Genomic DNA, 21849 nt, shown 5'->3' on the forward strand with positions numbered 1-21849 from the left:
ATAGATAAATATCAGGTCCTGTTTTTTATTTAGTAGATACTAAATAGTCCGGTTAATCACTATTCATCTAAATACACTATACTAATAAAGTGAAATTTATTCGAAAGAAATTCATTAGTTAATACGTAACTAATTAAGAAACATTCATATACCAGCCCAAACATCTTTTCCATATCGCCCTTCATCTTGCACACGATCCAACCAATTTCTTGCTTCTTGTTCACTGACTTCATGAATTTCTTGATATGCTTGACAAAGGGTATCTTCTACATCCGGAGCCATTTTACTTCCATCACCACATATATAAAGATGAGCTCCATTATCTAATAACGAAATTAAATTGATTCTATCTTGTTTTATTAAATGCTGTACATATGTTTTTGGATGTCCCTCTAGACGAGAAAAAGCTGTGTGTAAAGAGATTAATCCATCTCTTTCATCATTTTCTAATTCTGTACGATAGAGATAATCTTTTTCAGGATGACGACAACCAAAATATAGATGCGCTTGTCCTAAGTTAATACCTTTTTGCTTTTGAACACGACGCGCTTGCAAGAATCCACGGAATGGTGCAATTCCAGTACCTGGCCCAACCATAATAATTGGTGTTTCTGGATCTTTAGGTAATTCAAAGTTTGATTGTGGCGTTCGAATGAAACAGATAATCTCATCTTTATTATGACGCTGAGCTAAGTAATTAGAAGCGACTCCTTCATATGTCCCTTCCCCACTCCATGCAGGTGCATTAACAACACCGACCGTAATGCTCAGACGATTGTGTGCAACGAGTGGAGAGCTTGAAATAGAATAGTAACGCGGTTTGAGCGCAGGAAGAAGTTCTAAAAAGCGTTCAAACCGGATTTCACAAGCCTCATACTTTTCAAGAAGGTCCAACATTGAAATCCGTTTCTTTAATATTTGTTCATGATAAACTCCTTCTTCTAATAATGCTTCCAATTCTTTTTTATGAGGAGGACATGCTGTGAATGTTACCATTTCTCGTATTTGTGCTCGAGTGGCAGCTTCTTGAACTTCAACACTATAACTAAGAAGGTCCAATAAACTAACAGGACTGTCTAAAGGTATGTGATTTATACTTCGTCCACTTGCACTCAGTATAACTTGATCCTTCCCATTTAACCCAAAACGTTTTAAAATTCGGTTGATATTTTTCTCGCTATTAACTGGCAACACTCCAAGGTGGTCTCCTTCTTTATATGTAGCGCCTTCTGGCAAAGATACCTCGATATGTCGTGTACTTCTATCACTGCTGGGTGATTGGAGTTCACGATTTTCTAGTATAGATGCATAAACTGCTTCATATGTTCGTGCAAGAGGAGATCCTCCAAGACGACTGACAAATTGTAGACTCAAAGTACTACGCTCTTTTTCCATATTTTTGTTGAGTTCCAATCCAAATGCCTTCATCGCATCAGACCACATACTTTGTTTCCATTGCTCAAGCTGTTCCTCGAAATCACCACTTGCATCTGCTTCTCCGCGTTTAGAAAATCTTGTTGCTCCTTTTTGAGCCATCTGCTCATCAATGTATCTTGGAATCCGTTGATAGGTACTAGCCCAATTATGATCTCCACAACCAAAAACTGCGTATTGAACACCTTTTAGCTCATCTGGTTTTAGTTCCTCCAACCATTGCACAAACTGCCCTGCATTACTTGGCGGTTTTCCATTATAAGAAGAAGTCACAATAAGTACCGCTCCTTCTTTTGGCAAACTTCCAATTCGATCGTTAAGAGCTACCACTTCCGTTTGAACCCCTTCTAAACTAGCTGTATCTGCTAATTCTCTTGCAATACCTTCTGCTACACCTGTATCCGAGCCATACAGAACAAGAAGTGAAAGATTATCGGCCCCAATAATAGAAGGTGTCTTCTGGACGTGTTGCTTAATTTCATCGTTTTTCAGCTTGCCCTCTGTAGGTGCAAGAACAGTAGGATGACTAATAGTTTGTTTTCGGGGTAGAATCCTAATCTTAAAATCACCGGGCTTTAGCGTTAATGTTTGTTTTACGTCCAGCTGATAGTTTTGATAATCGATTAATTCAAAATGTTGAAGAAGCATTCCCATCACAAGAGTGGCTTCATGAAGTGCAAATTGCATACCGATACATGCTCTCTGGCCATTTCCAAATGGCTTATAAGCATGATGAGGAACCTTATCATGCTCTTCAAATCGTTCAGGTTGGAATTCTTCCACATTGTCTCCCCATGCATCTTTATCCCTATGTAGCTGTGGAATAAGAACAGAAATACGATCTTTTCCTTTCTTAATTGGGTATTTCCCGCCAATCACTGTATCTTCTTTTGCATAGAGACTGAATGCTGGAGCGGTAGGCCATAGACGTAGCGATTCATTTAAAATCATCCGTATATACTTCAGTTTCATAACTTGTTCGTATGTTGGAGTAGGATCTGTCAAAACACGGTCTACTTCTTCATAGGCTTTTTTCAACTTATCCGGATTCTTTAATAAAAAGTAAATCGCAAAAGATAACAATCCACTTGTTGTCTCATGTCCAGCTATTAAAAAGGTAATAATTTGAAAACGAATATTTTCATCATCTAATTTTTCACCAGTTTCCGGATCCTTCACATTTAACATACGGGAAAGTAAATCATTTTCTTCCTGATCTCCACTACTTTTACGTTCAGCAATAATATTATCTACTAAAGAAAACATAGATTGAATATCATGCTGAAATTGACGTTTCGTTCTCCACATGAGTTTGTCTTCTATATCCAGCCTCTGTAATTGGTGCATCGCCTCATCTAGAGCACGGGTCATGCTAGTAATAAAAGGATGAGGGGTCTCACGATAAAAGCTATTGAATCGGTAATTAAAACCACATAGACCAATTGTATCTAACGTAAGACGAGTCATATCCTCCGGAACATCTACGTTTTCATTCGGATTAAGCCGTGCCCATTTTTGAACGAGTTGTACAGCAATATCGACCATCATGGCATGGTAATCTTTCATTGCCCGTTGGCTGAATGTAGGCATCAAAATATTATGAGCTTTTTTCCAGTTAGGCTCGTGAGTCTCGCTTGTAAATAATCCGTCTCCAGCAAAGGCACGAACTTTTGCTAAAGCACCCTCTATACTTTTATCGAACCGTGTTTCGTCACAAACTTCTGCTACCAATTCATGTCCAGAAACGACAATGATGGTATCACTTAAAGTTTGAATTTGAAAAATGGGACCATACTCTTCCGCTATCTTGATAAAGGATAGGGTCGGTTTATCTTTATCGATTAATGGGAGATTACCCAGCGGTCCATATGTTTTCGGCTGAGGAATGGCAGATACTTTTTTTTCCATTAAAAACACCCTTTCAAAAAGCATGAAATAAAGTGAAACTTTAATCAGTGGGGGGTTTTGTTCATCCCCCACTGATTATTAGTTGAACCAATCGGGCTTTTACGGGCAGTTGATCCCCCACCTAACTTCTTTGCTTCCGCTAAATTTTGAGGTGGGGGTCTTACTGCCCGTTAATTCGGGATAAAATATCCCATTTAATAAAGAAGAAATAGCAACTAATCGCCTGGGATAAAGATATGTAATTGATTACCTTATTTTATCTTTTCCCTAACTATTCATGATTATGATATTGCGTATAAGCTTGGCAATTAGATTTATAACTTGTAGAAAAATACTAAATTAAAATGAAGCGAATAAATATAGTTGGAGCCTTTTAATGTTGGTATTAAAAGATAATCTAAACTTGTAATGTTTATGAGAAATTGCAAACGGATCTCATCTCTTGTATTTGTTCATAAAAATGATTATTTTGATTCATTTTCTTCTAAAACACCCCAAAATAGAGAAGTTGACGAGCTTAAGATTGTAGTATTTGAAAAATCAGTGGTTTAGTTAAACCAATACAATCAGCAATATACCTTGTTACTAATGAAAGAGGACCTCATATGAACATCAGGTCCTCTTTCACTATATAATTATGTCACTGCTTCTTTCAGTTCTTTTCCCATTTTAAATACCGGCGCCTTAGTAGCAAAAATTTGTATTTCTTTATAGTTTATCTAATCAGCAAACAACTTGTAGGAATCATTATCTAACGTTTTATTCTTCTCTACCGATTTAACTTCTCGACGGCTTCCGCACTTGTATCTACACGTTTAACGAAAAAAACTAATAGTAGTGCAACAACATTCATGCCAAGCGCTACATAGAATGAATATTGAATTCCGGATAATAAAGCCTTCTGAGTTACTATTGCCTTCGTAGTTTCTGTGAAGGTTGTTGGATCTATATAAGACATTAAACTTTCAGCTTTTGTTTTTGTTACAGAATTCATAATCGTAACAAGAATAGCAGTACCAATGGAACCGGACACTTGTTGAGCTGTATTATTAACAGCTGTACCGTGCGGATTTAAGCGAGTTGGCAATTGATTAAGACCATTTGTCATAAGTGGCATCATCACCATCGCCATCCCAAACATCCGCAGTGTATAAATAAGAATAATATGTGTATGACTAGAGTCAATTTGCAGACTTGCCAACATATAAGTTGAAACAGCTGTAATGGAAAGCCCTACTATGCCAAGAATCCGAGGACCATATTTATCAAATAGTTTACCTGTAATTGGTGACATAATCCCCATTATTACCGCACCTGGAAGCATCATCAACCCAGAGCTCAGCGGCGAAATACCACGGACGTTTTGTACATAAGCTGGTGTTAAAATCATACCCGAAAACATGGCCACCGCGTTGACAATTGCAATTACAGACGCAAGTGCAAACATTGGGTACTTGTAAACACGTAAATCCAATAACGGCTCATCCATTTTTAATTGACGGATAATGAAAGCAATTAAGGCAATAGCGCCTATGATTAAGGCTGTTAAGACAACTTTATTCGTCCAGCCATCGGAGCTTGCAGAACTGAATCCATATAACAAACCGCCAAAACCGACAGAAGATAATAGTAATGAGAGATAATCAAGTTTTGCATTTTTGTTTTGTTTCATGACATTCTCAGATTTCCAAATCCCTAACAGTAAGCTAATGATTGCTAACGGTAAAATCATTTCAAAAAGCAAACGCCAGTCATAATACTCTACAATATAACCTGATAGTGTCGGCCCAATTGCTGGAGCTGTAATCATAACTAGTCCAAAAATCCCCATTGCTGTTCCCCTTTTTTCTCTCGGAAAGCTTACTAGCATAATATTCATTAACAAAGGTCCCATAACTGAAGAGCCTGCCGCTTGAACCATCCGACCAGTAAGTAATAAACCAAAATTCGGTGCTACAGCCGCTAAGGCAGTACCAAGAATAAAAATCACCATAGATGTAATAAATAGGCTCCTATTTGAAAAACGCGTTATTAAAAATGCTGAGGCCGGAATTAATATACCACTTACAAGCATATACCCTGTAGAAAGCCACTGGATCGTTGAATAATCTTGAATGTTTAAATCTTTCATTATTGATGGCAAGGCTACATTTAAAAGGGAGTTATTTAGAAATGAAACAAATGCCCCAATAAAAAGGATTACAAGCATTAAATATGGTGGTTTTCTTTTATGTAATGTTTCACTCATATATTTAATTGCCCCTTCATTATAAATTTCATTGATTCGTTTAAATCGTTTACATATTTGCACAAGAAAACATTACCCTTGCAGTATTTTGCCAAACTCTTCGAATGGATATTCTCTTTTTAGCAATTCCACTTGCTCAACATACCATTTTAAAATCTTTTTGTTGATGAAACCTTTATAAAAACGTTTGTTAACGGAATTTAAATTAGGCTGAAATACAAAAAGAAGCAACTGAAAATACCCTTCTAAAATAAATTGAAACTTTAAATCAATGGGAATTTTACAGGCAGTGAGAAAAATCAACAAGACCACGCACCCATTCCTTTAAATACAGGCTTGTAGATCTAGTTATGTAACCATCCCAAAAAAGGAATATTACATAGGCTAAGTCTAACATTACATTTTTAAAGTGAGGGGAATTAGCGTATGCACCAATATTGGTATTTGAAGTCACAGGGAAACGGGGAACAATATAATAACCAAATTTCATTATATTCACAGCCCGAAATAACTAAATCTGAGGTAATGAATGATTTGAAGCTTCCTGAGAATTGGAGTTACCGAGTTTATCCAGTTAGTTGGGATTCATCAGCCAATTATACGGGGGTCAATCCCCAACCTCCTCCCTTCTCTTTGGGGCAGCAGCCAATTAATTATGCAGGGATAATACCACAAGGTCACCCTGCTAATTGGACTCCATTACCAGGTCATGCAGGTTTTAATTTTCAAAAACCTCCCTTCCCCTGGGCGCAACCATTCAATCATACAGGGATGTTCGCACAAGGTCATCTTGCAGCTTTACTATCGCCGCCAGCCAAGCCTTTTCATTTCAATACCAATAACTCGGGTGTTTTTGGAAACCCTCCAGGATGGGGTGGTCCGTGGGCCCCAATGGGATGGGGAAATAACGGAGGTAACGGTCAGCTAGGACTGCTTGGAAACTTACTTACAGCAGGAAAAGGCACCATGAGTGGAATAGGAATGATCAGTAGTTTAATCGGGATGGGGAAGTTCTTCTTTTAGTTAATTAGAACAGGAGAATGTGGCTGTAGCTTTAATCAGCCACATTTAAGGACAGTAATCTCCCACCTAACTTCCTAGCATAGCATTCGCGGAAATTTTAGGTGGATATGTATTGTTACAAGTTACTGTTTTACTTTGAGTACTCCTTTACTTTCTTATCAAGTGCCTTACTATAAGCATCTTTGTTTTCCTGTGATAACTCATAAACTGCTTTTTTCCAATGCTCTCCGTCTACACCTGATAAAAATTCAGTACCTTTCATTGCAGCTTCTTGAATCTTCTGTTTATCTTCTTTACCAGCATCCTTAATTAACTTCGTTGCTTTTCTTGCCTCTGTTACCCCTTCTTGTATGGATTTGTGAATGTCTTTGTATGTATCAGGTACTTTTATGTGTTCCATATTATCTAAAATTTTATCTATCTCGTTTGATGTTTTTAAAACAGCTTTTGCTTTTTCTTTATCCTTTAAGGATTCTCCTAAGTTTAGTAATAGTTCATCCTTCTTAAATTGGAACTCTACCACTTGCTCACATATGTAGTACGGATACTGTTGTTCGGAAAGTATTGTTATTGCTTTACTAGTTTGCTCAGTCTTATGAGTAGAATCTTTATCTCCTACCTCGCATCCGACTAACAGCATAAATGGAACTGCTAACGTTACTAGTTTCTTTGCTCTCATTATGTATTCTCCTTGTGGAAAGTATTGTAAGTAATTAACATATCAAACTATAACATATATTACATTATGGTTCACTTCCATTACGCTTTTAAAATGTAAAATAAGAATACACCCCATAAGCCACAAATAAGATTAATAGAATAGAAATGCCGAGTACCGTATATATAATCCATTTTAAATTTGAATTCATATCATCCTCCTACCTCTCAATAATTCCAGTATATAACAAAAAAGCATTGGATACCCAATGCTTTTTACACTTACGCAAATAAAGAAGTATTCGCATATAAAGCTGGTGAACCACCTGAATGTACGAATAAAATATTGTCTTCCTTATTAAAATTACCTTTTCTAATTAAGTCGATTAATCCCGCTACTGCCTTACCTGTATACACTGGATCAAGTAAAATACCTTCTGTTTTCGCAAGTAACTGAACTGCCTCTACCATTTCCGGCGTTGGTAACGCATAGCCTGGTCCTACATATTCATCAAAGCACGTAACAGCGTCGCGCGAGATAAAGTTTGGAATACCAACATGTGCTGAAGTTTCATCTACAAGTTTTGCTACTTTCTCTTCTTGCTCAGCTTTTCCTCTACTTACATTAATCCCGATTACAGGAATATGGCTTTGTGTTCCAGAAAAACCAGTAATTAAACCAGCATGCATACCGCCGCTACCACTTACACAAACAACTGAACTGAAATCAATTCCTTGCTCAAATGATTGCGCCATAATTTCTTGCGCACAAGCAACGTATCCCATAGCGCCTGTAGGGTTTGATCCACCAACTGGAATTACATATGGTGTATTTCCTTTTTCACTTACTTCTTTTGCTACTTTATGCATTTCTTCCATCAGGTCTGCTCCGTTCGGTACAACAATGACGTTTTCAGCACCTAATAAGTGATATAAGAAATAGTTTCCGTTAAAGTCTCTCTTCTCTTCTGGCTCAAGCCCTTCCTCTAATACAAGAATACATTTCATTTTTTCTTTTACCGCAGCAGCAAGTGTCAGGCGGCAATGATTTGACTGAATACCACCAGCTGTAATTAACGTATCTGCACCATTTTCCTGTGCATCTGCAACTAGAAATTCTAACTTTCTCGTCTTATTGCCACCGGCTGTTAAACCAAGTAAATCATCTCGTTTAAAATAAATAGTCGGACCACCAAGTGCTTCAGAAAAGTTGTTTAACTTTTCAATTGGTGTATATGATTCTGTATATTTTTTCCTCGGGAATTTAGCTAAATTCATTGTAACGCTCCTTTTGTACTTCTTTCACAATATATGTAACGTTACTATTATTACACGTAAAAATGGTGAAGTCATCTTTCTCGGTTAAAAATGTATTAGAATTTCATTTTGATAAGTAAAACCGTATTAATGATTTTAACTTAATTACGGTACATGAAATTTATATCAACGATTTTTTAAATATATCGTTCATTACTTACAATATATCAACGATTTTTCAAATATATCGATCGTAACTTGCAGTATATCAACGATTTTCTTAATATATCGATCTATCGACAAAAAACGACAGACAGGCAACCCCTTTCTCATCAACAAAAAAAGAGCCCACACATTCAAATGCAGACTCCCTCCAATCACTTATTTACCGAAAAACGAAGTAACTGCGTTAATCCCGGCTCTAAATTCATTTCACCTTTATGGCGTACGTATACAGTTTTATCTCCATCAAATTTCGGAGGATTTGCTTGACTATACGTATGCCACTCATTCGTTCCTTCTATAGAATACTCCATATATTCATTTGCACCGACAATTATATTTTTACGATCATCTGCCATTACATTTGGTGCCATCTGCGCAATTTTTGAATCACTAATTAATAACTTCTTTATATCCTTATCACATTTGTAATCGTAAGCTGTCACAATTACATCGTTACCATATGCTTTCACTTGTAACCCTTGTTTAAATGAATAGCCATCTGGAGCAGTTTTCTCTCCTCCATTCGGTCCTGCTGACATCCAGCCTGTTTCAATCCCGCCCGTATTTACAACAGTGAAACCTTTTTCATCTCCGCCTGCAATTTTCTTTTTACCAGCCCAGTCCGGTAAGTTTAAATCCCAATGCGTATGACTCGTAAAGAAAACGACCTGCGGATAGTCTTTTAATATATCGTACAATTTATCAACGTTTAAATAGTCTTGTAAATATGGTGATTGTCTTGACCCAGACACAGTATCAGGTAAAACGTGATGAGAGAAAATGAAAATTGGTTTATTTTTATCTTTTTGGCTGTACTCTTCTAAATTTTGTTTTAACCAACCTAATTGCTCATCACTCATATATACTTCGTCCCACATTTTTGAATCGTGGTATTTCATATATTTTTCCGTTCCTAAAAATAGAAACGGATAACCGTCTAATTCTTTTTTATGATATACCTTTTCTTGTCCACTAAATTTCAGATAGCGGTTAAATAAAGTTTCCTCATTTACACCATTTGGCCATGTACTTTGAGAGAGTTTTCCATCTGCTGTCCATTTACCAGCATAAAACTCATGATTCCCAACAGTAGACCATACATTTTCTGGATGCTTATTTTTATTTAACACACGCTTTACATCATCATATTGTGACTGTTGTCCAGTCGGCGTTATATCCCCATTCATAATAAGCGCTCTAGAAAGTGGCGTCACTTTGTTCATATCTTTTAGCACATGATCAAAATCCCCTAAATCCCCTTGAATATCACTAATAACGTTAAAAGTTGTAGCTGATTTTCGGACTTGCTCTTTCCCTTCCGCATGCACTGAGAACGTCGGTAATAATGCCGCCATAACTGCTAACGAAGCAACTGTCTTTTTCATACAAATTCTCCCCCTAATAATAGAATGTACAAACTGACATGTTCTGCTTTCTCTTAGGTGCTTGTCCAATTCACATTATAAAGAGGGATTGTAAAGATAGATGGAGTAAAAAATTAAGTGTTTTTTAAGAGATTTTGTTGTTTTTTGCACTCCACAATTCGCGATTCACGCCAATCTAGCTTTCTAGCCTTTTACATTACATAAATGTAAATGAATATAATGAATCTCTTAGTTTAATATGTTGTCTTTTTAATCTCTGTTATATAACCGCCACAAAATATGCTATCTTTTCAAGTTCTCTTTCTTTAATAAACGTTACTCCTCTTTTAATTCGCCTTAAAATTGTAAAGTGGCTTAATAATATGTTTAATATCAATTGTTTCTTTTGTATTCTCAATAATTTCTTCCATTGGCTTATATACCATTGGCGCTTCATCTAAAGTACTTTCTGCAACAGATGTAGTCCAAACCTCTGTCATTGTATTTTGAAAATCCTCTAAGTTAAGTACTTCTTTCGCCTTCTTACGGCTCATAATACGTCCTGCTCCATGAGGGCCAGAAAAGTTCCAATCTGGATTTCCTTTACCAAATGCAATGATAGAACCGTCTCTCATATTAATTGGAATGATTACTCGTTCATCTTTCTGAGCTGAAATAGCACCTTTTCTTAGAATCATATTGTCCATATCGATGTAGTTATGGATTGTAGTGAATTGATCTGTTACTTTCCAATCCATTTTAGTGACGATTTCATCAATCATTGCTTTACGATTTAACTCCGCATATTTTTGAGCAATTTTCATATCATTCATGTAATCTTTAAATCCTTGTCCTTCTAAATAAGCTAATTCTTTGCGAATCACCGGTTTCTTAATTCCACGTAAAGCTTCATGTATTTCTTGTTGTCTACCTTCTTTCGTTAAACGTTCAATAATTTCTTCTTTAATAGATTTAACGTTTATAAGTTGCTCGTAAGCAAAGTTTTGATAATACTCTGCTACCTGTTTCCCTAAATTACGCGAACCACTATGAATGACAATGTATACATTTCCTTTATCATCCTCATTCAGTTCGACAAAATGATTGCCCCCTCCAAGCGTACCAATACTTTTTTGAGCACGTTGCAATGTAAACGGGGCTCTTACACTATCAAAATCAATCATTTCTGAAAATCTATGTTCCTTATCTCGAATACGAAAACCACTTGGGACAAATTTGCGTATCGTTTCGTCTAAGTGATCGAAGTTGATTTCCTCTTTTTTCTTATTAATCATAACAACTTCCATGCCACAACCAATATCGTACTTACCTCTCAGTTTCCTGAAAGAGTGGACTATACCTTCTCTACAGTCATCGAGATATGCAGTCTCTACTGTAGGCTCACCGTATTAATTATTCCTCTTCAATTCAAAATGGATGAGGAATAATTCTGTACCTTAGTCTGCTAACATCGTACAAGTCTCTGAACCATTCGATTATGTCACCATAACCACTGGCTGCTGATTGCCCTCGCCTTTTATCGTTAGGGTTTCCAGTCAATTGAGTGAGTAGTTTAAAGTCTGAGCCGCTTAGTTAACCCCGACTAAATTAGGAACAATCTTATCTTGAATTGTCATTGTTGTCCCAATCGTACAACCTGCGCCCGCATGTGTATCTGGCATAATACGGATCTTGCTATCCTTTACGAATTGTTGGTTACAAAGATCAATAATTTGACCTGCTGCAGTTTTTTCTACATTCGTAGTAAACACTTTTGCTTCATTGTATTTCCCTTGTAATTTCAACATCTTCTATTACCCCTTTCCTTTAGTTTCTACAAAACATTAATTTATATATATTATATATTTATAATTATATTTTCCACCACTACAGCTCATTTCCTTTTTTATAAAAAAAGACACAGAGATTCCTCCCCATGCCTACTAATTTCCTACCTTTTTACCGCATGTACATAATGTACTGTCTCAAAAGCTTCTAAATAATCGTTTCGTCCTTCAAAATATAATACATCAATATCCTCTGGCGATAAATGCTCATAAATAAGTAAGCCCGCCTTCTCTAAGAGTGCTTCCATTTCGGCATAAGAAAAACATGATTTCATCGGTTCTCCGCCTACCGCAGCCATTTTCACCATATTTTCAACTCGATTGGACAGTCCTTTTTTCGTAAATAAGTTTTCATCGGGATAATCGAAAACGATAGAACTCCCTACTGGAACTATCTTAAACAAGCACTCTATTAAACTAGCAAGTTCCTCTTTCGTTAAATAGTACGTAACACCTAAAAGGCTAAAGAAAGTCTTTTTATGTTCAAATCCTTCATTGCGTAACTGTTCATAGGAAAATCCTTTCGTAAAATCCATTGAAACAAAATGAAGGTTATTTGGAACTTCAAGTTCTACTTCTTTTATTCTTTCCTTCTTAAACGCCTGCGTAGAAGGATGATCCACTTCAAATATTTCTATTTTATTTTCTAATTCTCGGTGTCTAAAACTGAACGTATCTAAGCCTGCACCGAGTATGACGTATTGTTTCGCTCCTAATGTAATTTCATGTAGTAATACTCTTTCACAATATGCCGCACGTGCTAAAGGTGTTGGTGATAACTGAACTTGCGTAATCCATTTTAATATTTCTTTTGGATTGTCTTGAAACTGCTCTGCAATGTCTGTATTGAAGAAATGTATTCCTTGAACCATATTCGTTTCAAGATTAATTCGTTCTTTTGGCGAAATGAACTCTTTAGCTACATAATCATCAAAGATTTTCGGATTATCAAATTCACTATGATATGCCCTGCTGAAAGCTGATACTAACGACGTTACACTTGCTTCACCTTGTTTCACGCACATACACTCTCCTTCATTTTCACAACAAAAATAGGGTTCCCCTGGCCAGGAGAACCCTATTATACACCTTATTTTTACATTGGTAAATTATAGCGTAAATAAGTTTTTTTGTCAAGTTTTCAGCCTACTAACGCTCCAACAATTTGTGTAATCTCTAGCAGGAAGATTTCGATCTACACCGAATATTCCAGTTCATAACAATACAAATGGAGGGCGTCATGAAAAGATTAGTCATCATTACAGTTGGAAAAACACACAGTGGAAAAACTACATTTGCAAGAGCATTAGAAAAAGAGTTACCCCACTCTTTCGTTATGGATCAAGATAATCTAGCTGAATTTATTAACACGCATTATGAAAAATTACAGCCGGCTGAAGGTGCTAATACATTTAAGCACGGTCTTTCAAAATTCATTGTTGATTATGCGAAAGAACATTCAAATTTACACCTTATTATTTGTAATTCCAATCGCAGTAAAAACGGAAGATTCTATTTACTAAACGAATTATTTCCATAGAATGAATATGTACGCATATTAGTTCATTTTGACATTCCAGATGATGTACTTTACGAAAGAGTGGCTCAAAGCACGCGAAGTACGAATATTTTTAGAGGTGGATATTCTAGTTTCAAAGAAGTACTTGATCGACAACAAACTGAATCACTTCACGATGATGTGGTAGATCCTGTAGAAAACGAGGCTGATTATTTGTTTGTTATTCGCAATAATAAAGATGTAAGCTTTACTATAGAAGAAATTGTTCATCTAGCTAAAGGTTTATCCCCTACCCCAAATAAGAGATTATAAAAATTACATAATCATAGATTATTATGCAAATACTTCCTCTAGGCGGCGCAGATGGTATATAATGATGGAAGAATCTACTTCTATATGCTCAATTTTACACAAAACAGCTCATGCATATGAAAGAAAAGAGGTACAAAAATATGAAAACAAAACAAACAATTGCTGCGTCTACACTAGCTTTAGCAATGATTGCTGGCGCGAACTCTACTCATGCGGAAGTAAATGATGCTACTCCTCAGCAAAGTACGGGAGATCGATTAGCTGAAATTAAGCAACATAAACAAGAGTTAGATGCGAAATTACAGCAACACAAAGAAAACGTGGATCAAACATTAAATGAACTTAACAAAGTTAAGGAAAATGTTGATACTAAGGTGAATGAACTCCATGAACGTAAACAAGTTGCTGATGAAAAAATTAACGAGATTAAACAACATAAACAAGAGTTAGATGCAAAACTTCAGCAAGACAAACAAATCGCCGAAGATAAAATCGCTGAAATTAAAGAGCATAAAAAACAAGTAGAAGATAAAGTTGCTGAAGTAAAAGAGCATAAACAAAATATCGATAACAAAGTGAATGAGATTAAAGAACATAAACAAACTGTCGATGAAAAAGTGAATGAAATGAAGCAACATAAAGAGAACATTGATCAAAAGGTTAATGAACTTAAGGAAGTTAAAAAACAAGTAGATGAAAAATTAGCTGAGTTAAAGAAAGCGAAACAAACTGCTGAAGACAAACTCGCTGAACTAAAAGAAAACAAGCCGAATACTGGTAACACGTTAGAGGAACTTAAGAAAATTAAAGGCAATTTAGACAGTCTTTCCGCTAACTTAGAACTAGCTAAACAAGATGTAAAAAACAAACTAGCTGAATTACAAAAGGCTAGAGAAGATTTACTAAATAAAATAAACGAAATTAAACAATCGAAACAAACTGTTTCAGACGATTTAACAAAGAAAAAACAAGACTTAGATATTAAAATCAACGACTTTAAGCATACTGAGAAAAAAATTGACGACAAATTAGCTGAGTTACATACAACGAAGCAAAATGTTGATAACAAGATTAATGAAGTATCACAGTCTAAACAAACGCAAGCAGATAATGGTACTAAAAACAATAACGCTAAAGAACTTCCTAACGCTGGTAGCGAGCAATCAAACAATATGGCTCTAGGAATGCTATCTGTATTAGGCGGGATTTTATTAATAACACGCAATAAAATTAAAACGTTATTCTCAAAATAAAGCCATTATACTTATTAAAAACAATGATACAAAGGCCAACCGCATATACGGTTGGCCTTTTTCTTTATATTAACTGTCCATCTCGAAGCGTCAATATACGATCACATACATCAAGCATTCTTTCATCATGTGTAATCATAATTGCTGCTTTTTGGCTCTCTTTCACTTCACGTTTCATCATTTCAACAACTTCACGTGCGCGTTTTGAGTCTAAGCTTGCCGTTGGCTCATCCGCTAATATTAAATCTGGGTTGTTCATGAACGCACGAGCAATTGCTACCCTTTGTTTTTCCCCACCAGATAGTTGATTTGGATAATGATTTTTTCTTTCTCCTAATCCAAATGCCGCTAATAAATGATCCGCACGCTTTTCTGATTCTTGTTTACTTTCTTTTTTTAACTTAGCAATGTAAAGTAATTGTTCTTTCACATTTAAATATGGAACAAGATTTGCGAACTGGAAAATGAAGCCGATTTTTTTCAAACGAATGTCTGTCATTTCCTTTTCTGATAGCTTCGTAATATTTTGCTCACGAATGTAAATATCCCCTTTTGACGGTGATAATAGTGCACCCGCGATTGATAATAATGTACTTTTCCCTGATCCAGAAGGACCGACGATTCCGATAAACTCTCCAGCTTTCACATCAAGCGACATCGGATGAAGGGCTGTTACTTCCGTATTCCCTTCTCCGTACACTTTACTTACTTTGTCTAATTTCAATAATGAAGTCATTACATCCCGCCTCCAATTGCTTCTAATGCATCAACTTTTAATACTTGGTATAACGAAATAAGTGTTCCTAAAATACTAATTACGATAAAGATTGCTGCGTATTGTGCAATCATCGGTGTTGTTAATAAGAACGGCATACCCGCTGGTAAAATTTGTTCTAACCCTTGTACAAGAACGATACTAATTACCATCGCAACGACTGATAAGAATAACGCCTGTACGACTAAGCTATTTGCTAAATATGAGTTCTTTGTACCAATTGCTTTTAATACACCTAATTGCTGTGTTTTTTGTAGTGTAATAACATAGAAGAATACACCAATTAATAACGCAGCGATCACAAGTAAGAACGCAATGATCATCGTTAATGTTCCTTGCTCTTCTTTAAATCCTGGAATACTTTGCAGTACTTCTTTTTTATCAATAACGTGAGCATTTTTAATTTCTTTATCTGTGTTAAGTGCAATTGCACTATAATCTTTTTGGTTTGGTTGTGAAATAGATCCCCATACGTCTTCATTTACATAAACGACTGGTGTATGGCTAAACATTTGATCTTTCGTAAATCCGACGATTGTAAATTCTTTCTTTGAAACAGGATCGATAATTGTATCTCCAATATCGATTCCCTTCTCTTTAATCGATTCATCAGCAACCATCTCGTTGTTTGCTGTACCTAATTTCTCACCTTTTACAATGTTCGGTTCTAAAAATGAATCTCGTTCGCTTGAGAAAATAGCGATATCAACCTTTTTCGAACTATCCTTCTTTTCATATGTTGAAACTTTCACACGAAACGGAACTGCCTCTTTGTCACCTACTTGATTTACTACGTTATCTACATCGTCTTTCTTAATTTGTGAACGAAGTAATTTATTTTCCGCATCATCTGCTAAAACGAACTTATTTGCCTCCATATTTTGAATCGATGAAGCATTATCATATGATAATCCATTTGCTAATCCTGAAATCACAAGGACTAAAAATGATAATAACACCATAATCAATCCGATTAATCCGTATCTTAATTTTGATTGTTTTAATTCACGCAGAGCTAAAAACATTTCGCTCGCTCCTTCCTCTTTCTTTCTATGCACTTATCATAAAAAAGAAATATGAACGGAATATGAACAGAAGATTACAGAGGAAAGATTAAATTTTCAGAAAGTATTGAAAATAAATAGAATCCTTGATACAATTCAGTCAAATAATATTGACCGAGTAATTTTATTCAAGGAGTTGATCATTTTGAAGCCCATGTTCACACTAACTACCTATAGCCAACTAAAAGCAATGAGCGATCCACTACGTGTCGAAATGATGATGCGTCTATGTGAACGTCCTTATACAGGACAACTACTATCTGAAAAATTCGGCATTCCAAGGGCGAAAATTCATTATCATTTAAAAGAATTAGAGAAAAATGGCTTTATAGAAATCGTATATACAGAAGAAAAAAATGGCATCGTTCAAAAATTTTATCAATCTGTCGCTAGAGGCTTTACCCCTGCTGCCGAACTATTACCTCATTTAGAAATAGTAAGTGAATCAGGTCGCCAAATCTTTTTACAAATGACGGAAAGAACGAAAAGTCATATTCTTGCTGCACCCGAAGAAGCTTTTACATTAAGAAAAGAAAGTGAAGACCCGGCTGAGTGGAATTACGTTTCATCTTGCTGGGAGTTTGATGCTACGCCAGAACAATTTCAAGTGTGGGTGAAAAAATTTCATCAATTGATGGCTGAATTAAATGAAATCGCAAAAGACGCGGATAAAGATCCAAATAGTAAATCTTATTACATTTCTACTACTGCACTTCAAATCGCAGAGAGAACAATGCAGCAATTTGTTAAAGAAGAAGAAAAATCGTAATACGATTTTTTTTACATAAACGGTCAAATTTATTTTACCGAATAAATTTCTTATAAAGGAGTAGATTAAATGGACATATTGAAAAACCGGAATTTCCTCTTATTATTTTTAGGGAGAATTTTTACAAACATAGGAGATAGCTTGTACTACGTAGCAGCAATGTGGCTCGTATATAAGCTAAGTGGTAATCCTTTTTATTCTGGATTGGCTGGTTTCCTTACGTTACTACCTTCTGCATTACAATTTCTTACCGGCCCATTCGTTGATAGATGGCCAATTAAAAACACCCTCGTCATCACACAAGTTTTGCAATGCATTCTTATATTAATCATTCCTATTACACACTACTTCGACCTATTAACAGTCCAACTACTACTCATCATCATGCCCATCGTAGCCTTTATCGAACAATTCGCCTATCCTGCACAGTCAAAAGCTTTACCACTTCTACTGCATAAAACACAATTATTAAAAGGAAACTCTCTCTTCTCATTTGCGTATCAAGGCATTGATTTAATTTGTACGACGCTTTCTGGAATATTAGTAGCACTATTTGGCGCGATCACTTTATATGTAATTGACTCTTTCACATTCGCGATTACTGCCCTTTTGTTCTTTTCATTGAAAATACCAAAGCAAACCGAAACAGGTACAACACTTTCAACTAAACAATATTTCTCTGATTTAAAAGAAGGTTTTTCAATCGTCTTCCGTTCCTTAATGGGCGTATTCTTAATCGGTTCCGTTGTCGCTAATTTTTCAATTGGTATGACGATGGCCATACTCCCTTCTTTCGCTGATTCTTTAGGGGGCGTGAAATCATATGGCTTCTTCTTAGCTGCTATATCAGCAGGTAGTCTCATCGGTGCATTATTCAGTTCATGGGTTGGTAAACGTAATGTTGGCCGTGTCTCTATTATTGGCTTTGCGACTGGCGCTACCTTTTGGTTTCTCTCTACAATCGTACCGTTTCAATGGCTATCTATTCTCTTATTCGGCCTAGCTTGGATTCCAATTGGTGCAACCAACATATTATTTGCGACAATTAGCCAAATTGTAATTCCAAATCAATATATTGGCCGCATCAATTCAGTCATGCGAAGTATGAGTACAATTGCTATGCCGATCGGTTCTTTAATTGGCGGATACACTGCAAATGTATTTAGTAGCCAACTCATTTTCGCGCTCGCTAGCATCGGGATTTTATTTATTTCTCTCGTATGGCTACTTCATCCGAAATTACGAGCATTGCCGAAAGCTGATGAGATTACAGCGGATACTTTTGGGGTGCAGTTTAAGGAGGAGCGCGGGAAAGGTGCTGCTTTATAGCCAGCAAACATAACCCCGTTCTAAATTTGGGACGGGGTTAAAAATATAATAATAAAGTCGTTTGAATATCTAAATTTTATTCAACAAAAGCACCAAAACGGCAGTTAACGCTTTGATGGCCATGCCCCCTGCATTTTCCTTAATTGAATAATTTGGCCTGTATGATAAGCATCATGAAGCATGATGTCCAGTAATTTACCTTCAAGTGAATTTTGTTCAAGCTCTCTTTCAGAAATTGCACTTAATACCTGTCTTAAATTACGCTGAGCATTTTCAGAGCGTTCAACGACTTCCTTCCATTCCGTATCATTATTAGATTGCTTAGTCAGATAAAAGGTGTCATTACCGTCAAGATTATGTGTCCATTCACGTCCTTCCAAGTTTGCAGCAAGTCTTTCTTTGTAATAAGTGAGATGATTAACATTCTCCCAAATGGTATTCGTTGTCTCTCCAGCTGGTTTCCACATAGCCTGTTCAGCTGTAAGTCCTTCTATAGCATGTTTAAACGGTGCATACCAACTCTCTTTATCGAATGTTGAATCTAGTTTATTTAATAACAAGTCAATTCGTTTCAAAGTAATTTCCTCCCTACACAGTTCAAGTTTTAATACACTTCCTCTAACTCTGTAGAGATTCTACATTTTTAAATAAACTTCCTCCTAATCCCACTCCATAAACTCATCCGATTATGCAATTAAAATGACTCATATTTTTTCATTTTACACGTATACTAGCGACAAAAAAAGAAGAGGCTGTTCCCATACAGCCTCTTTCATCTATTTAGGAAGTTCAACCCGAACAGTCGTCCCTTCCCCTTTCGTGCTATATACCGAAACGGTCCCTTTATGCAGTTCAACAATCTTCTGCACGATTGATAACCCTAAACCGCTACCTTCTACGTTTCTTGCTCTCGCTGTATCCACCTTATAAAAACGATCAAAAATACGATCCATTTCTTCTTTTTCCATACCGATTCCGTTGTCTGATATAGAAATTATAACGCTAGACTCTAACTCTTCCACGAAAAACTCAATCGTTCCACCATCGTTTGAAAACTTAATGCTATTCGTGAAAATGTTACTCCATACTTGATGAAGTAAGTTTTCATCACCTTGAATTGTAATGTCCGGCACATCAAATTCAACGGCGATATCTTTTTCCCGCCATTTCCATTCAAGCATAAAAATGACGTCTTTAATTTGTTTTTGTAAGGAAAAGTCTTTTATTTGTAAAACCTTTTCCTCCTTATCTAATGAAGCGAGCGTAAGCAACTGTTTACATAAACTAGACATTCGCTTACTTTCACCTTCAATAATTTGTAAGTAATGATTTCTTTCTTCCTCACTCATCTTTTCTGTTTGCAACGTTTTTGAAAAACCTTGTATGGAAGAAAGTGGTGATTGAAATTCATGTGAAACGTTCGAAACGAATTCTTGTCTCATTTCATCTAGTTCTTTAATACTTTTCGTCATCTTTTGGAAGCTTGTAGATAACGTTCCTATTTCATCTTTTCGTTTTACGTCTAATTCAATTTTATATTCCCCACTTGCAATTTTTTGCGTAGCCTTCGTAAATTTACGGATTGGGCGAACGATATAACCTGCTGCAATCGCTATAAAGATAATGCTTAATAGTACGATAAACCCAAGTAATACCGCTAAGAAAATTCGCATTTCGCCAAATTGGTTCTGAATGTCGGGGCGAATAAATAACGCGTACTGTTTATCACCGTGCTTTACCGGTACACCAACACTATTTATTAATTCATTATCGAAAAATCCTGTAATAAAAAGACGCGTTGGATACGTAGAAACACCATTAAACGTTTCTCCTTGCAATACTTTATGAACAGTAGCATCGCTAATAGACGTCTTACGAAACGCATTACCGATACGCTTTCCATTCTTTTGATCATCGACAATATAAATTTCATACCCTAACTTTGCAATAGAATGCAAATACGTCTCTTGATTTTCTTCACTTTGCTTTTCATATAACGATTTAACTTCTTCCGCATACTTTAAAATCTTTTCACTATTATACGGTTTTAACTTCACTTGATAATATACGTTCGTTAATAAAAAGCCGATAATACTACTAAGTAGCATAATGCCGACCGTCATAAATACAAATCTAGAATATAGTGATTTCATCTTATTTCAACTCCAACTTATACCCGAGGCCGCGCACCGTTGTAATTTGAAAATCATCCGTTCGTTTTGAGAAACGATCTCGGAGCCTTTTCACATGAACATCAACTGTTCGTTCATCTCCTTCAAAATCCATTCCCCATACTAATTCAATTAGCTCTTCTCTTGAAAATGTTCTCCCAGGATAACTAGCTAATTGTGATAATAATTCAAATTCCTTTAACGGAAGTAGAATCGTCTGTCCGTTACACTTCACCTCAACACCTTTACGATCAATTGTCGTTCCGTGGAGTGTAATAATGTCTGCACTCAGCATTTGATAACGGCGCAGCAATGCTTTCATACGGAAAATCACTTCAGCTGGTTCAAATGGTTTTACGATATAATCGTCTGTGCCAGAAATGAATCCTTTTTCTTTATCCACTAACTGGTCTTTCGCCGTTAATAAAATAACAGGAATATCATGATACTTCCGTATTTCTTCACATAACGTATAACCATCAACAAACGGCATCATAATGTCTACAATCGCAAGATGAATATTTTCCTTCTCTAATACTTCTTGCGCTACCTTTCCATCTTCAGCTTCAAAAACTTTAAACCCCTCTTTTTCTAAATGGTAATGCAATAACTCTCTAATATGTTTATCGTCATCAGCTAATAAAATATGTATCATCTTCATTAAACCCTCTCTCGTTCATCCTTCTACATCACT

The 21849-nt window shown here is 36.0% G+C and carries 18 protein-coding genes and 1 pseudogene; 5 read left to right on the forward strand and 14 right to left on the reverse strand.

The features are described from left to right. Nucleotides 1-144: 144 nt before the first annotated feature. From cypD to ACUN13_RS18260, 3 genes are all read right to left on the reverse strand, one after another. Nucleotides 145-3342: a bifunctional P-450/NADPH--P450 reductase gene (gene cypD / locus ACUN13_RS18250; RefSeq protein ID WP_257115520.1), complete on the reverse strand. Its 3198-nt coding sequence runs from the start codon at nt 3340-3342 to the stop codon at nt 145-147. A 769-nt stretch (nt 3343-4111) separates the two neighbouring features. Further along, the gene (locus ACUN13_RS18255) at nt 4112-5590 is read right to left on the reverse strand and encodes a DHA2 family efflux MFS transporter permease subunit (protein WP_257115521.1); all 1479 of its coding nucleotides are present in this window, start codon (nt 5588-5590) and stop codon (nt 4112-4114) included. Nucleotides 5591-5662: 72 nt separating this feature from the next. Further along, a complete protein-coding gene (locus ACUN13_RS18260; RefSeq protein WP_000243463.1) occupies nt 5663-5902 on the reverse strand; it encodes a hypothetical protein in 240 nt (79 codons plus the stop codon). Between the two features lie 114 nt (nt 5903-6016). On the opposite strand from ACUN13_RS18260, the gene ACUN13_RS18265 reads away from it, so the two are divergent. After that, a complete protein-coding gene (locus tag ACUN13_RS18265) occupies nt 6017-6613 on the forward strand; it encodes a hypothetical protein (RefSeq protein ID WP_257115522.1) in 597 nt (198 codons plus the stop codon). Nucleotides 6614-6743: 130 nt separating this feature from the next. Here ACUN13_RS18265 and ACUN13_RS18270 read toward each other — a convergent pair whose 3' ends face one another. From ACUN13_RS18270 to ACUN13_RS18295, 6 genes are all read right to left on the reverse strand, one after another. Continuing rightward, nucleotides 6744-7292 carry a hypothetical protein gene (locus ACUN13_RS18270; protein ID WP_001201796.1) on the reverse strand — a complete coding sequence of 183 codons (549 nt, stop codon included), beginning with the start codon at nt 7290-7292 and terminating at the stop codon, nt 6744-6746. A gap of 260 nt (nt 7293-7552) precedes the next feature. After that, nucleotides 7553-8548, reverse strand: a complete 996-nt coding sequence (locus ACUN13_RS18275) for a D-cysteine desulfhydrase (RefSeq protein WP_001046615.1) — start codon at nt 8546-8548, stop codon at nt 7553-7555. A gap of 356 nt (nt 8549-8904) precedes the next feature. Beyond that, nucleotides 8905-10137 (reverse strand): DUF4073 domain-containing protein, encoded by a 1233-nt coding sequence (locus ACUN13_RS18280; protein ID WP_257115523.1) that lies wholly within the window; start codon nt 10135-10137, stop codon nt 8905-8907. Nucleotides 10138-10463: 326 nt separating this feature from the next. Then, nucleotides 10464-11423, reverse strand: a complete 960-nt coding sequence (locus tag ACUN13_RS18285) for an RNA-splicing ligase RtcB (RefSeq protein WP_000454383.1) — start codon at nt 11421-11423, stop codon at nt 10464-10466. Nucleotides 11424-11705: 282 nt separating this feature from the next. Then, nucleotides 11706-11924 (reverse strand): RtcB family protein, encoded by a 219-nt coding sequence (locus ACUN13_RS18290; RefSeq protein WP_000916241.1) that lies wholly within the window; start codon nt 11922-11924, stop codon nt 11706-11708. A 143-nt stretch (nt 11925-12067) separates the two neighbouring features. After that, nucleotides 12068-12988, reverse strand: coding sequence for a class I SAM-dependent methyltransferase (locus tag ACUN13_RS18295; RefSeq protein WP_257115524.1), 921 nt, complete (start codon nt 12986-12988; stop codon nt 12068-12070). A gap of 215 nt (nt 12989-13203) precedes the next feature. Here ACUN13_RS18295 and ACUN13_RS18300 point away from each other — a divergent pair. Together ACUN13_RS18300 and ACUN13_RS18305 are read left to right on the forward strand one after the other, a co-directional pair. Then, a pseudogene (locus tag ACUN13_RS18300) lies at nt 13204-13794 on the forward strand (AAA family ATPase). 140 nt (nt 13795-13934) lie between these two features. After that, entirely contained in the window at nt 13935-15047 is a 1113-nt protein-coding gene (locus tag ACUN13_RS18305; protein ID WP_000851033.1) for an LPXTG cell wall anchor domain-containing protein, read from the forward strand. Nucleotides 15048-15111: 64 nt separating this feature from the next. On the opposite strand, the gene ACUN13_RS18310 is transcribed toward ACUN13_RS18305, so the two are convergent. Then, nucleotides 15112-15783 carry an ABC transporter ATP-binding protein gene (locus tag ACUN13_RS18310; RefSeq protein ID WP_000202606.1) on the reverse strand — a complete coding sequence of 224 codons (672 nt, stop codon included), beginning with the start codon at nt 15781-15783 and terminating at the stop codon, nt 15112-15114. After that, nucleotides 15783-16847: an ABC transporter permease gene (locus tag ACUN13_RS18315; RefSeq protein WP_006922800.1), complete on the reverse strand. Its 1065-nt coding sequence runs from the start codon at nt 16845-16847 to the stop codon at nt 15783-15785. The genes ACUN13_RS18310 and ACUN13_RS18315 overlap by 1 nt, the downstream gene beginning before the upstream one ends. A gap of 184 nt (nt 16848-17031) precedes the next feature. Between ACUN13_RS18315 and ACUN13_RS18320 the strand changes: the two genes are divergently transcribed. Continuing rightward, entirely contained in the window at nt 17032-17655 is a 624-nt protein-coding gene (locus ACUN13_RS18320) for an ArsR/SmtB family transcription factor (protein ID WP_048538247.1), read from the forward strand. A 69-nt stretch (nt 17656-17724) separates the two neighbouring features. After that, the gene (locus ACUN13_RS18325) at nt 17725-18984 is read left to right on the forward strand and encodes an MFS transporter (RefSeq protein ID WP_017657538.1); all 1260 of its coding nucleotides are present in this window, start codon (nt 17725-17727) and stop codon (nt 18982-18984) included. A 104-nt stretch (nt 18985-19088) separates the two neighbouring features. Here the strand turns inward: ACUN13_RS18325 and ACUN13_RS18330 are convergent, their stop codons facing one another. The 3 genes from ACUN13_RS18330 to ACUN13_RS18340 all read right to left on the reverse strand — a co-directional run bounded on the left by ACUN13_RS18330 (nt 19089) and on the right by ACUN13_RS18340 (nt 21816). Then, a complete protein-coding gene (locus tag ACUN13_RS18330; RefSeq protein WP_000820996.1) occupies nt 19089-19559 on the reverse strand; it encodes a DinB family protein in 471 nt (156 codons plus the stop codon). Nucleotides 19560-19760: 201 nt separating this feature from the next. After that, nucleotides 19761-21137 carry a sensor histidine kinase gene (locus tag ACUN13_RS18335; RefSeq protein WP_000839519.1) on the reverse strand — a complete coding sequence of 459 codons (1377 nt, stop codon included), beginning with the start codon at nt 21135-21137 and terminating at the stop codon, nt 19761-19763. Between the two features lies 1 nt (nt 21138). Further along, nucleotides 21139-21816 carry a response regulator transcription factor gene (locus tag ACUN13_RS18340; RefSeq protein ID WP_000781959.1) on the reverse strand — a complete coding sequence of 226 codons (678 nt, stop codon included), beginning with the start codon at nt 21814-21816 and terminating at the stop codon, nt 21139-21141. Nucleotides 21817-21849 lie beyond the last annotated feature (33 nt).

It is taken from the genome of Bacillus cereus group sp. Bce041, from assembly GCF_052646455.1.